Source organism: uncultured Veillonella sp. (assembly GCF_934190855.1).
Classification (GTDB): Bacteria; Bacillota; Negativicutes; order Veillonellales; family Veillonellaceae; genus Veillonella.
This window is the reverse complement of the sequence record NZ_CAKPTN010000042.1, coordinates 1-12,203: the sequence shown is the minus strand read 5'-3', so window position 1 is coordinate 12,203 and position 12,203 is coordinate 1. Positions and strand designations below refer to the sequence as shown.

Below are 12,203 nucleotides of genomic sequence, written 5' to 3'. Positions count from 1 at the left end.
ATTCAAACCATTAACTTTGCCAAGTCCTGGTGTGTACGCTGATGTAGCAGATCGAGATAAAGCCTTTGAAGAGTCCTTGGCTGAATTAGAGCGTATCCTTAACGAAGAAGGCGATGAAATTACAGCTCTCGTTATGGAGCCACTCGTACAAGCTGCGGCAGGCATGCTCGTAATGCCTCATGGCTATTTAAAACGCGTTCGTGAATTGACTGCACAACACGATGTATTCCTCATCGTAGACGAAGTAGCGACCGGCTTTGGCCGTACCGGTAAATTCTTTGCGTGCGAACACGAAGGGGTATCTCCAGACTTCATGACCTTGTCTAAAGGTATTACTGGCGGTTATATGCCGCTAGCGGCGACGTTGACTACAAAACGGGTGTTTGATGCATTCCTTGGCACTTTTGAAGAAAAGAAAACCTTCTATCATGGTCACTCCTATACGGGAAATGCATTGGCGTGTGCCGTTGCATTGGCTTCTTTGAAAGTATTCCGGGATGAAAAGGTGATTGATCAATTGCCTGCGAAAGTGGAAGCTTTCACAAAGGCCTTAGAACCGATTAAGTCCTTGAAGCATGTTAAAGAGGTTCGTCAACGGGGCCTCATCGTAGGCATTGAGCTTGAAAAAGACGTGGCTACCCACGAAGCATATCGTCCAAATGATGCGGTTGGTGCAAAGGTAGCTATCCTTGCTCGTGAACAAGGCCTTATCTGCCGTCCTATCGGCGATGTAGTTATTCTCATGCCTCCATTGGCGTCCACTGTGGAACAGCTAGAGGATATGGTTCGTATCGTTGGTGAAAGCATCCAACGTGCTACCGAAGAAGAGGGCTTGCTGGAAGATTTACGTCCCATAATTTTGTAATACAAAAGTATTAATAGTTTAATTTTAGGTACAATAATATACTCAAAAGCTACACCGATTGTCTTTTACTAATGTTTAAAGGAATTGGGTGTAGCTTTTTTATGTAAAAAATTCGATATTTTCATGAAAATTTTAAAATATATTCTATACATTCTCAAAATCCGATGATTATTTAGAATATCTATGTTACTATATATGTATAAAGGAGGTCATCGTATGGACATTTATGTAATTATGCAAGTTCTTATTTTATTTGGTGCCATCTTCCTCGGTGTTCGCCTAGGTGGTATGGGCATCGGTTACGCTGGCGGCCTTGGGGTTGTATTGTTAAGCCTTGGTATGGGTATGTTCCCTGGTCAGATTCCTTGGGATGTAATTCTCATCATCATGTCTGCTATCGCAGCCATTTGTGCCTTACAGTTAGCTGGTGGTCTTGATTATTTAGTACGTATTGCGGAAAATATTTTGCGTAAAAACCCTAAACACATCAACTATTTAGCACCAACAGTAACGTATTTCTTAACTTTATTAGCAGGTACTGGTCATACAGCATTCTCTATGATTCCTGTAATTGTAGAGGTGGCGAAAAGTGAAAACATTAAGCCGTCTGTACCATTATCCATCGCCGTTGTAGCGAGTCAAATCGGTATTACAGCGAGCCCAGTATCCGCCGCAGTTGTTGCAATGAGTGGCTTCCTTGAGCCATATGGCGTAAACTATCCAACATTGCTTGCCATCTGTATTTCCACAACATTCGTAGCGGTTATGATCACAGCGTTTATCATGTCTACCTTTGCGAATAATGACTTGTCTTCTGATCCAGTTTACCAAGAACGTTTGGCAGCTGGTCATGTGGCACCGCCTCGTGAAAAAAATACAGATTTCGCTTTAAAACCAGGTGCGAAAACTTCTGTATTGATTTTCTTGATTGGTATTATTTGTATCGTATTCTATGCAACGGCAATCTCCAAAAACATTGGTCTTGTAAAACCAGTTATCTTTGGTCGAAATGATGCTATCATCGGCTTCATGATGATTATTGCAGCAGCTATCACTTACTTCTGTAAGATTGATACAGCACAACTTGTTAACACTAGCACATTCAAATCCGGTTTATCCGCATGTGTCTGCGTACTCGGTGTAGCATGGTTGGGTGATACTTTCGTAAAAGGTCATATTCCTGAAATTAAAGCCCTTGCTTCTAGCATGGTAACGGCATATCCATTCTTGTTAGCCGTAGCATTCTTCTTTGCCAGCACATTGTTGTATAGCCAAGCGGCAACTACACAAGCGTTGGTACCAGCTGTAATTTTAGCTCTCGGCATTACTCCAGAGAACCCAGGATCCGTATACATTATTATCGCTTCCTTCGCAGCCGTATCTGCACTCTTCGTATTGCCTACATACCCAACACTCTTGGGGGCTGTACAAATGGACGATACCGGCTCAACACGAATCGGTAAACTCGTATTTAACCATCCGTTCTTCATCCCTGGCGTACTATCCATTGCTATCGCAGTAGCACTTGGCTTCGTAGTAGCTCCATTGATGTTGTAATTGGTGAAAGCTAAATAAGGCTAATACAAAACATATTAAAAACACAAAAGGACGTAACTTTAAAGTTACGTCCTTTTGTGTTCAGATATAATTATTTTTCCTTTTTACACTTTTTACAGATTCCCGCTATTTCCAAATGATGTTCTGTCACTGTAAAGCCCACTTCTGTTAGTTCTTGCGGCATTTCTACAACGGGGCACGTATGAAGTGGCACCATAGTACCACAATTTGTGCATACTGCATAGTGTCGGTGTGTATGAGGTGTAATCTCATAATATGCCATGTCACTGCCCATGAGTGTTGTACGGGTAACAATATCTTTTGTTTCTAATAATTCAAGAGTGCGGTAGATGGTAGACATCCATGTGGTGCTACCATCACCTAATCGCTCTGCGATTTCCATAGCAGTAATCGGTTTATCTGTAGTTGTTAATACTGACCAAATGGCTTCGCGCTGTTTGGTCTTTTTTATGCCTTCTGGCCAAGTTGTTGCATTCATAACTCTCTTTCGATTCTGTTTTAATACTAAACATGCTATACAAGTATAAGTAGATAATTTATTTTTTAAAAGAATAGTACCTTATTTTGCTAATAAAACAGCTATCTATGCATTGATGATTATATTTATTTATTTGCTAAATTGCATACGTCTAATGATGGCTCGAATATTCTTGATGACTAATACTACTAGTAGTATCCCTACCGATGTTAACGACACGAAGCCACCAGGTGCTACGTTAAGGTAGTAGGATCCGAATAGACCAATAATCATGGCGAGTAAACTAAATCCGATGGAGCATAGTAAAGTCGTCCTAAAACCTTTTTCTAATTGTAGTGCCGATGCTACCGGTAAGGCAATCATAGCACTTAATACGAGGACACCAACGATTTTAATAGAAATAGATACGGCCGCAGCCATTAAGATAGCAAAGATATAGTTAATGAAATCGACCTTAACACCTGCTACGCGGGCTGCCTCTTCATCGTAAGCGATGTAGAGTAAGGAGTTATATAAGAAATATAAGGTGAGTACAGACAGAATTGTAAGCACTGCGATGCTAATCATGTCAGCTGCATTTACCGTTAGGATGCTACCAAAGAAAAATACATTAGCGTTAGCTTTCAGCTTGCCAGAACTAATGAGGGTAATGGCTGTACCAATACTGAGGGATAAGATAATGGTAAGAATTAGATCGAGATGATGGGAGAAGTATTTCCGCAAAAACTCGATAAGGGCACCACAGATAGCAGTAAAGATAAAGGCCCCCAATATTGGGTTGGTGCTAGTTAATAAGCCTAGCGTAATACCTGCAAGGGATGCATGGCTCATGGTGTCGCCAATCATACTAGACCGGCGTAGAACCATAAAGATACCGATGCATGGACAGAGTAGGGAAATGCATATGGCTACAAAGAAGGCATTTTGCATGAAATCATAACTAAACATGGCGCACCTCCTCAGTTGTCGTATCATCGGCCTGAGCCTGAGCCTGAGCCTGAGCCTGAGCCTGAGCCTGAGCCTGAGCCTGAGTCGTTACATCTGTGAAACAAGCACAATTTTTATGATCCATAGGGTTACGCCCCGTGCTGTGCATAATTTCACTAGCATATTGCTCAGGTGAGCAAAGGTGGCCATGACCATTTGCAATATGGTAGATATTGGTAGAATTAGCGATGGCCATTTCAAGGTTATGTTCAACAGAGATTATCGTAATATGATGTTGTTGGTTTAAATCGCAAAGTAGGGCGTAGATGCCTTCTTGGCTTTTTCTGTCGATGCCAGTGGATGGCTCATCAAGGATGATGAGGTCGGGGCTGCCGATGAGGGCACGCGCGATAGATACGCGCTGTGCTTGGCCGCCGGACAGTTTGCTAATCAATCTGTCTTTAAAGTCCGTCATATGAGTGAGCTCTAATACACGATTGACTTCGTTTTTATCTTTTATTTTTAAAAGCTTACGGTAAGAATCGAGGATTTCTTTTACCGTAATAGGAAAGCCTGCATGGGAGAAATCATTTTTCTGTGATACATAGCGAATGTTGTTGCTATCTAGTTTGATAGAGCCTTTTACAGGTGTAAGAAAACCTAACATAAGGCGGAGAAGGGTACTTTTACCAGACCCATTGTCCCCAACAATGGATATATAGTCACCGCTGTGAATATGTAGATTAAGGTCATTTAATACATAGGGTGGCTGACCTTGATAGGAAAAGTAAAGGTGTTCTATGGATAACATATAAAAACCACATTTCTAATTGACAAAATTTTAAGTAAGTTTATACTATAACTATATTACAAATGCAACTGAGTCGCAACTGCAACTAAAGAATGGGAAATATTCTGTGAAGGCATAGCGTTCAGGATTAACAAAAGGAGGACTACGATGGTCAAGAAACTGGTTTTGTTAGTTGTAGGCATTATGATGGCCGCACTATTTGCAGGCTGTGGCAATGATGCACCTAAGGAACAGGCAAGTAAAAAGATCCAAGTGGTAACAAGTTTTAATGCGATGGCTGAATTCGCAAAGGCTATTGGCGGTGACAAGGTAGAGGTATCTACTATTATTCCAGATGGCGTTGAGCCTCATGATTTCGAGTTGAAACCAGAAAATATGAAACAATTGGCAACAGCTCAAGTATTCGTTTATAACGGCTTTGGGATGGAGCCTTGGGCACAACAAGCTATTGAAGCAGCTAAAAATGACAAGCTTGTAACTGTTGTAGCTACTAACGGCGTTGAAGCGATTAAAAATACTGATCCTGAAGAAATTAAAGAACATGGTGCAGAAGATCCTCACGCATGGTTATCTTTAAAAGATGCTAAAATTGAAGTGAAAAACATCAAAGATGCACTTGTAAAAGCTGACCCAGCGAACAAGGATTACTACGAAAAGAACTACACTGAATACGTTGGTAAACTAGATGCAATGATTAAAAAATATGAAGAGCAATTCGCTAAAGCTCCTCATAAAAACTTCGTTACAGGCCATGCGGCATTTGCTTACTTAAGCCGTGACTTTGGTTTGGAACAAAACAGCGTAGAAGATGTATTTGCTGAAGGCGAACCAAATGCAGCGCAATTAGCGAAACTCATCGAATACGTTAAAGAAAATAACATCACTACTATCTTTGCAGAAGAAATGGCTAGCCCAGAAGTATCCAAAACTTTAGCAAAAGAAGTAGGTGCTAAGGTAGAAACTATTTACACTATCGAAAGCAAAGAAGACGATAAAACATACCTACAACGTATGGACGAAAACCTTACAAAAATTGCAGAATCTTTGAAATAAGATAAATGATAAAGCAGCCCTTTTAAGGGCTGCTTTTATAGTTCTACTCAGTGTTTCCAATCTTTAAAGTTGTAATATCTATAAATTTCGTACCTATAGTATAATATATATAATGAAAATAAATAAAAAGGAGGTCCAACATGGTTATCACTAATAAATTGGGGATTACCGATTCCCCAACGTTGGCTAGAGAAGAAGAACGAATTAGTAAAAAAGCGGCCGCTACACTGTTTGAAGAGAATTTACTTAATAATCTACCTAGTGGTACGTGGACTACCTTGCAAAGAATCCATACTATATTATTTCAAGATATATACGATTTTGCAGGTGAACTGCGACGTGTAAATATTGCTAAAGGAAACTTCCGCTTTGTTCCTGTTATGTATCTTGCTGAAGCAGTTAAAACCATTGAAAGTATGCCACAATCTACTTTTGATGAAATTGTAGAAAAGTATGTTGAAATGAATGTAGCCCACCCTTTTAGAGAGGGTAATGGGCGGAGTATGCGCTTATGGCTTGATCATATGCTATGTACAGAGTTACAAAAGATCATTGATTGGAGTCAAGTTGATAAAGAGCAATATTTATCTGCTATGGAGCGAAGTCCAGTAAATGACTTAGAAATAAAAACTGTTCTTGCAAAAGCACTTACAAATGATATTAACAATCGGGCATTATTTATGAAGGGCCTTGATCATAGTTATTATTTTGAAGGATATCAATTATTTAAGAGTGAGGATTTATAAGGTATATATTATGAATGGTTTATTTGGTCCTTATATAGAAAAATGGATGCATTTAGTAACTATAAAGAATATGTTATTGCTAGCTATCGGATCGGCTATTATAACTGATTTAGGGTTACATTTGCTAAAAGCAATCTTTCCTAAAAGTTCTTTTTATGAAAGTACGCTATGGCAGGTTATTAGTCCGCTTGACTTTACTGTAAGTGATATTATCGGCTTTTTAGTTGGTAGTGTTACTATGGTTTTGTTAATGTCCGGCTTATTGTATGTAATTTTTAAAGTCTTTAAAGGTACAGGAACATTTAAGCAATTAGTAGCAGATATGCTACTAACACATACCTTAAATAGCTGGATACATTTGGCCGCTGCTTTAATCATTATTCCTACCACTGTTCTTTTAAATGTATCAACCCAATCTGGATCCTATGGACTAAATTATTTGGAATGGATTAATGTTATTATTATGGCCCTTTTGATGTCCAAGCAATTTAATCTTAGCCCTTGGTTAACAGGTATTGTTTATTACTTTATTAGTTTTCTTATCGGTATACTACAACTAGTATTTTCTGGCATAATTTAGTTGAACATATGACACTAGAGGTTGATAGGTTCCTTTTTAGGTATCTATCAACTTTTTTATTTACCTAATCATTTAAATATTAGATTTATAATAAATTTATATTTATTTTAAAAGTATCTTGTGATACAATGAGAAAAATATATGTGTGTTGTTTACGTTTGAAGGAGGGCATATGGAAACAACGTGGTATTCGGATTTTAGAGAACTTTTACTATCTCCATTCAAGAGCGGTATTCCGCAGATTGTTGAGTCCGGATCTTGTATGAAAGGCTTTTATGCAGCAGCTGCAGTGAGTGTAGGAGGATCAGTATTATCAACCTTTGTACCGGCTATTATTATATCTATTATGCAGCTACATCATACTGAGTTCGGTCGTATTATTGTGATGAGTGCCAATGGTGGTGTTGCCATTCAAATAGCGTTCAATTTATTCTTTACCTTTTTAGGATTAGCACTTAATGCGTATTTAGTTTCTTGGGTGGCTAATAAATTTGATGCTCATACTACGATGCAAGATGTATTGAAGGTTAACTGGTACTCTTATGCCTATGGACAGCTCATAGCACTTATTTGGGGCCTTTTGATAACGCCGGTTTATATTCTTTTATTTATCTATGGTTTTGTGAGACTAGGGGAGCCATTCGATTTTTATCAACCTGTATTAGTCTTTATGGTCTTATCTTTCCTTGTGCTACTGGTCATTTCTCTTTGGACTTGGTGGGTAAGTCTTAATTTGTTAAGTCAACAAATTAAGAAACCTAAACTCTCAACCTTTGGTATTAGTCTATTAGCTGGGTTAATTCCTTTTATTATAATAATGTCTCTTACTGCATTTATTATTTATACAGTAATGAGTTTAAGATATCCTAGTGGCCTATTTTAAATAGCCATGTTTAGATTGTATGTGTATTAGAAATATATTTTGGAGATTTTTATGGAAACAACATGGTATTCAGATATATGGGCGCTTATGATAGCTCCTTTTAAACGTGGCATTCCACAAATTGTAGAGCATGGTTCTTGTAAAAAAGGCTTCTATGCTACTGTAGCGTTTGCATTGGTGTCCTTCGTATTTTCAAATATCCTACCCGCTCTTGTAAGTATGATATTTGCAGATAAACTTGATGTTGCGCTCACCGGTGCGGCAGCGCTATCTGGTGTTGGCATTTTGGGCCTTGCAGTTGGGTTGATCTTTGCTTTTATCGGTATTGCGATTTATTCTGCTATTTTCTCTTGGGTGGCTAACAAGTTTGATGCTCATACTACCTATGAATCTGTATTGAAAATCATGTGGTATGAACAAGCTTATAACCATATTATGGGGCTAGCATATTTCATTGGAGTCTTATTACTGTCAGTACCATTTTTAGTGGTGCTAGGATTTAATCCTGATCCTACTGTAATAGGCATTGCATGGATGACTATGTTTGTATTTGCTTCAATTGCATTTGCAATCTTTACATTTTGGGTATGCTTAACAATGTTAAGTCGTCAAATTAATAAATCCCGTTCAGCTACTTTTGGAATTTCTTTTCTTACAAGTTTAATTCCAGTAATTGTTATTTTAAGCTTGTTCGCTATAATTGCACTTGCTAGTTCCAGATAATTAAATAGTTATAAAAAATAATGAAAGCAAGGTATGAATGTACCTTGCTTTTGTGTTATAATGATGAACAGAAAATGAATTAAAAATAAACTTATTATTTAAATTTGTGATCCTTGTGTTGTGTGCCGCATCATCCAAATTGGGTGGTGCTTATTCTTGTTGTGTAAAAGGTGGTGAGCGATATGATGGTTGGTTTAGTAGAGTTTATGTATCGCTTATTAAACCCCATTGAAGAAAAAAGTCCACGCATGTATCACTTTGATGTTGCTTATGGGCAATTAATAGGGATGCTATTATTGTCACTTGTATGCTATCAATTCACCATCGTTGGTGAAGGTGTATATATAGATGCTATACGAGCGTTTATTCGCAATTCTTCCTTATTAGTGAAGTGGCAGCTGTTAGCGCTTCCCGTTGGTCAACATGAAATACAAGTTTTCTTTGAACAGCTAGGAAAGCCGAGAGAGTTTTGGAATGCAGGCCGTTTGGTTTGGGTAATTGTAAAAGGCATTCTTATGGCGGGGATCATTGTTGGTTATGCCATGGTACAAAAGCGTAAGTTTTACGTCCGTTCTATAGCAACTGGCGTATTGCATATGATGGCCTTTGCTCAACTGGTAGTTGCTTTATATACATTTACAGCAGGTATCATGTTAATTCTTACAACTGTGCCATTATTGCTACAAGCTGTTATTGGATTCTGTATGATTGTTCTTTGTGTATTAAGTACGGTGTTGCTGTTACAAACGATGGGACGTATTACCGGGGCGTGCATTAACGGAACTATCTATGAAGGCTTGAGTGTAATGTTAGTAGCCATTCTGGTGTCACTATTATGTGAAGGTCTTTATATGTTGACTCGATAAATATAAGGAGTATCTATGAATTGGTATAAGGATATATTGCACTTGTTTACAAAGCTGAGTGATCAATCCTTTCAAAATATTCTTGCATACGGCACTATAGTACGAGCACTGACTAATCTAGTGGTCTCGACTATTGTTTTATACGGAATGACTTTTGCGCTGCCGTTGTTGGTGAAAGCAATAGCACCAATGCTTGGTATCAAACGTATGACAGGCTTTGCACATTTTGATATGGTCAGTGCTTTAGCAAATTCGTCATTCTTGATTGTTCAGATCTTAATAGGCGCCTTTGTTATATGGCGGCTACTCATTTTATTAGGTGGTAAGGGTACTTATAGTGGGGTGCTTCGAAATTATACTTATGGATTAGCCTATACAAACGCACTTCGTACAGTTGTATTAGTGTTTGTTCATATTATAGGTCTTATTTTATTCGCCATATCACAACAAAAATACGTGGCAGATATAGCCTATTTAGTTACCATGTTTAGTCAGTATTATGCTGTATTTATCGCAGCTCAACTCATGCGACGCTACGTAGGCCTTGGCATTGTTAAGACCTATATTGTAATGTTCATTGTGGCCTTACTGTCCGTATCCGTTTTACCTCACTGGATTCGATTTTTCCATACTTTGCTTAAGTAAGCAGATTACATATAGCGCTATATAACCGTAAGATGAAAGTCTTGCGGTTTTTTTATGTTTTAATTTATATTAAAATTAATTATATATAATTTAAAACTAAAGATTTATGATATAATTAACTTTAGAGTGTAGTTGAGAGCGGAGTTAGTTATGGACACGACATTTTTACGAGAGATATCCTTATTGGTGCGTTCACCAAAGAAGGGGATAGATGAAATTTTCTGGTTTGGTACGTTAGAGAAGGGTATCAAAGCAGGGCTTACCGGATGGTGCGCTACTCATATGTTAGGCTTTGCCTTAGGCATTGTATTATTGCCTTTGGTCGTCGCTTTTGGAGGCTTTCTGTTAGGCTTTATACCTGCCGTATATGGTATATTTTCCATCATTCGTGAGGTCATTGGTCTGGGTATTTATTGGTTTGTAGGTAGTTTTATATTATGGAAACTACTGAGTGTGCTTCTGGATCGAGAGTTTGACTTCAAACAAGTATTAATGGGAACAGCCTATATAGAAGGGTATACAGGGGTATTGGGATTAGCATTAATCTTAGTATCTATTATTTGTATCTATCTTGCTCCTGTCTTGATGGTTCTCTTAGTTCCATTGGCGTTAGCCTATGTGGGGGCCGTTATTTACGTAGCAGTTATGCTTTTATCTCGTCTTATGAATGTAGAGCCTCTTACAGTAGGGGCCGTTTATGTGGTCTTATTTATTATCAACCTTTTATATAACTGGATTATGCGTATACTCTTTGCGTAAATAGAATGAGTAAGTATAATAAAACCTCCTAGCATTATCTAGGAGGTTTTTTCGTGCTTAATAATAGCTCTACATTATCTTCATCGTATTCGATTTGTTGTGACCATCGAGCAATTTGTTTTAGTGTCTTACCTTCTATGGCACTAGTCATAAGCATGTATTCCGTGCCATCCTTCGCATAATCGACGATAGTTTCTAAGGTATAGTCTGCTAGCATATCGATTTGGCGATATAAAATATATTGGTAGACCTTATTAAAAAGGCTCATATCCTGTTGCTGTACATAGTTTTTAACAGCTGTAACGACCTGGTTTATATTATTAGATAATGCATTGACCTGTGCAGTCCAAGCCTCATCAATAGGTTCCGTAGTCTTGTAGAGATTTAATAGCTGTTCATAATATTCTACATTAGGGCTTGGTGTATATTGAAATAGAGTAGGCTCTAAATCAAAGGCTAATAGTTGAAACACATTTTCCAGCCTTAGACGTTCATCAGGACCGAATTCATTATCGTCATCTTCGATGGTAAAAACTAAATCCCTATTAGTACAATCTTGGGCTAGGAGTTCTACGGAAGCCTCACAGGATAAACCAACACCGCATAGCTCCAGGTCTTCGATATATTTATAAAAGCGAGGGTGCATATGACAGGTATCGCAAAGGCCTTCTTCACCTAATTCGAGGACTACTTTGCAGAGTCCCTGTTCATTGAGCAAAGGGCACATAGGTTGTTCTTTAGAGAACACAAAATGGCTGCCTTCATCATCAACAGTAATCGCTTGGCGCAAGCTTTCACCAAGAGGTCCAGTCATAGTATGATAGCGCTCGACCGTCGGTTCATCGATATCGATGGTCCACAGCTGGCAACATGTATTTTCACAGCGATCAGCTTTGCACTGAAATTCGTGATATATAGTAGGATAAATTGAAATCATAGTCGACTCACTTGTAGTTACAAAAATTATTCTACGTGCATTGTATCATAGGGCGTGGGCCCATGCACTAATAATATAAATAAAGATTCATATACTCCATCGATTTAGTGTATAATTGTATATATACAGTATGGTCCTGTTTGAGAGATGGAGGAGCCTATGAAATCATTATTTATAAAAGGTAGCCTTGTATTGGCGTTGGCAGCAGTGTTTGGTATGCCTAACGCGAGTGCCGCCCCTTTAGTGGCTGTTGAACCAACTGTTGCAGTTGTTGATGGCAACCATGCTGCGATTGTCGGTGCTAATGGTTTATTAAATGCATTCATTCAAAATCATCCTAATGCGGTTATTA

14 protein-coding genes and 1 pseudogene are annotated in these 12,203 nt (G+C 38.3%); 11 read left to right on the top strand and 4 right to left on the bottom strand.

The genetic code is table 11. From position 1 onward, the window contains the following. The coding region (locus Q0F90_RS03950) for an aspartate aminotransferase family protein (RefSeq protein ID WP_296003546.1) at nucleotides 1–865 on the top strand (865 nt) is incomplete at its 5' end. Between the two features lie 216 nt (nucleotides 866–1,081). Beyond that, complete coding sequence (locus Q0F90_RS03945; RefSeq protein ID WP_105081548.1) at nucleotides 1,082–2,422, top strand: anaerobic C4-dicarboxylate transporter; 1,341 nt, start codon at nucleotides 1,082–1,084, stop codon at nucleotides 2,420–2,422. A gap of 91 nt (nucleotides 2,423–2,513) precedes the next feature. On the opposite strand, the gene Q0F90_RS03940 is transcribed toward Q0F90_RS03945, so the two are convergent. The 3 genes from Q0F90_RS03940 to Q0F90_RS03930 all read right to left on the bottom strand — a co-directional run bounded on the left by Q0F90_RS03940 (nucleotide 2,514) and on the right by Q0F90_RS03930 (nucleotide 4,659). Continuing rightward, the gene (locus tag Q0F90_RS03940; protein WP_296003545.1) at nucleotides 2,514–2,921 is read right to left on the bottom strand and encodes a Fur family transcriptional regulator; all 408 of its coding nucleotides are present in this window, start codon (nucleotides 2,919–2,921) and stop codon (nucleotides 2,514–2,516) included. A 129-nt stretch (nucleotides 2,922–3,050) separates the two neighbouring features. Then, nucleotides 3,051–3,869 carry a metal ABC transporter permease gene (locus Q0F90_RS03935; protein WP_009351827.1) on the bottom strand — a complete coding sequence of 273 codons (819 nt, stop codon included), beginning with the start codon at nucleotides 3,867–3,869 and terminating at the stop codon, nucleotides 3,051–3,053. Continuing rightward, nucleotides 3,862–4,659 carry a metal ABC transporter ATP-binding protein gene (locus Q0F90_RS03930; RefSeq protein WP_296003544.1) on the bottom strand — a complete coding sequence of 266 codons (798 nt, stop codon included), beginning with the start codon at nucleotides 4,657–4,659 and terminating at the stop codon, nucleotides 3,862–3,864. Before Q0F90_RS03930 ends, Q0F90_RS03935 begins: the two co-directional genes overlap by 8 nt. Nucleotides 4,660–4,806: 147 nt before the next feature. Between Q0F90_RS03930 and Q0F90_RS03925 the strand changes: the two genes are divergently transcribed. The 8 genes from Q0F90_RS03925 to Q0F90_RS03890 all read left to right on the top strand — a co-directional run bounded on the left by Q0F90_RS03925 (nucleotide 4,807) and on the right by Q0F90_RS03890 (nucleotide 10,914). Beyond that, nucleotides 4,807–5,712: a metal ABC transporter solute-binding protein, Zn/Mn family gene (locus Q0F90_RS03925; protein WP_296003541.1), complete on the top strand. Its 906-nt coding sequence runs from the start codon at nucleotides 4,807–4,809 to the stop codon at nucleotides 5,710–5,712. A 140-nt stretch (nucleotides 5,713–5,852) separates the two neighbouring features. Next, nucleotides 5,853–6,458, top strand: coding sequence for a protein adenylyltransferase Fic (fic, locus tag Q0F90_RS03920; RefSeq protein ID WP_296003539.1), 606 nt, complete (start codon nucleotides 5,853–5,855; stop codon nucleotides 6,456–6,458). 10 nt (nucleotides 6,459–6,468) lie between these two features. Next, a complete protein-coding gene (locus Q0F90_RS03915; RefSeq protein WP_296003537.1) occupies nucleotides 6,469–7,038 on the top strand; it encodes a hypothetical protein in 570 nt (189 codons plus the stop codon). Nucleotides 7,039–7,210: 172 nt separating this feature from the next. Further along, on the top strand, nucleotides 7,211–7,921 hold the full coding sequence (locus tag Q0F90_RS03910) for a hypothetical protein (protein ID WP_296003535.1): 711 nt from the start codon (nucleotides 7,211–7,213) through the stop codon (nucleotides 7,919–7,921). 51 nt (nucleotides 7,922–7,972) lie between these two features. Next, on the top strand, nucleotides 7,973–8,644 hold the full coding sequence (locus Q0F90_RS03905; RefSeq protein ID WP_296003533.1) for a hypothetical protein: 672 nt from the start codon (nucleotides 7,973–7,975) through the stop codon (nucleotides 8,642–8,644). Nucleotides 8,645–8,826: 182 nt separating this feature from the next. Next, entirely contained in the window at nucleotides 8,827–9,510 is a 684-nt protein-coding gene (locus Q0F90_RS03900) for a hypothetical protein (protein ID WP_296003530.1), read from the top strand. Between the two features lie 15 nt (nucleotides 9,511–9,525). Beyond that, nucleotides 9,526–10,155 carry a hypothetical protein gene (locus Q0F90_RS03895; RefSeq protein ID WP_296003528.1) on the top strand — a complete coding sequence of 210 codons (630 nt, stop codon included), beginning with the start codon at nucleotides 9,526–9,528 and terminating at the stop codon, nucleotides 10,153–10,155. Nucleotides 10,156–10,305: 150 nt separating this feature from the next. Beyond that, the gene (locus tag Q0F90_RS03890; protein WP_296003526.1) at nucleotides 10,306–10,914 is read left to right on the top strand and encodes a hypothetical protein; all 609 of its coding nucleotides are present in this window, start codon (nucleotides 10,306–10,308) and stop codon (nucleotides 10,912–10,914) included. A 34-nt stretch (nucleotides 10,915–10,948) separates the two neighbouring features. Here Q0F90_RS03890 and fliB read toward each other — a convergent pair whose 3' ends face one another. Beyond that, nucleotides 10,949–11,851, bottom strand: coding sequence for a flagellin lysine-N-methylase (gene fliB, locus Q0F90_RS03885; RefSeq protein WP_296003524.1), 903 nt, complete (start codon nucleotides 11,849–11,851; stop codon nucleotides 10,949–10,951). A 159-nt stretch (nucleotides 11,852–12,010) separates the two neighbouring features. On the opposite strand from fliB, the pseudogene Q0F90_RS03880 reads away from it, so the two are divergent. After that, nucleotides 12,011–12,203, top strand: a pseudogene (locus Q0F90_RS03880) (peptidase); the annotation flags it as partial.